This is a genomic window from Pseudonocardia halophobica (assembly GCF_027922425.1).
Taxonomy (GTDB): domain Bacteria; phylum Actinomycetota; class Actinomycetes; order Mycobacteriales; family Pseudonocardiaceae; genus Pseudonocardia; species Pseudonocardia halophobica.
The window spans coordinates 1-500 of the sequence record NZ_BSFQ01000144.1 but is presented as its reverse complement, the minus strand read 5'-3'; the positions used below and the strand labels follow the sequence as shown (position 1 = coordinate 500).

At 69.8% G+C, this 500-nt stretch carries 1 protein-coding gene; it reads right to left on the bottom strand.

Annotated features, from left to right (window positions below):
- On the bottom strand, nucleotides 1–500 hold a 500-nt coding region (locus PKE99_RS37755), incomplete at both ends, for an oxidoreductase (RefSeq protein WP_498371919.1).

Genomic DNA, 500 nt, shown 5'->3' with positions numbered 1-500 from the left:
GCCGGCGACGATGGTCGGCATGCCCGTGCGTTCGCGGACCTGTGCGGCGAGGTTGCGGAAGTCGACCGGGATGTCGAATGATGACGCGCCCTCGACCGCGCCGCCTGCCGCGGCGTCGACGGCATCGCAGCCGGCCCGGCTGAGCTGGTCGATGACCGGGATGGCGTCGTCGACATGCCAGCCGCCTTCGGCGAGGTCGTCGATCGCCAGCCGGACGAACAGCGGCATTCCCGGCTCGCAGGCTGCGCGCACCTGTTCCACGATTTCCAGCAGGAAGCGACTGTTGGCCTCGGGGCCGCCGCCGTACGGGCCTGAGCGGTGGTTGGTCAGCGGCGAAAGGAACTCGTGAATGAGGTAGCCGTGCGAGGCGTGGATCTCGATCACGTCAACACCGACCTGACTCGCCCTGGCTGCGGCCTGCCCGAAGGCGGCGACCAGGTCGCCGATCTCCTCGTCGGTCAACGCGTGGGGCTGGTGGCTCGAGGCGTTGAAGGGCGCCC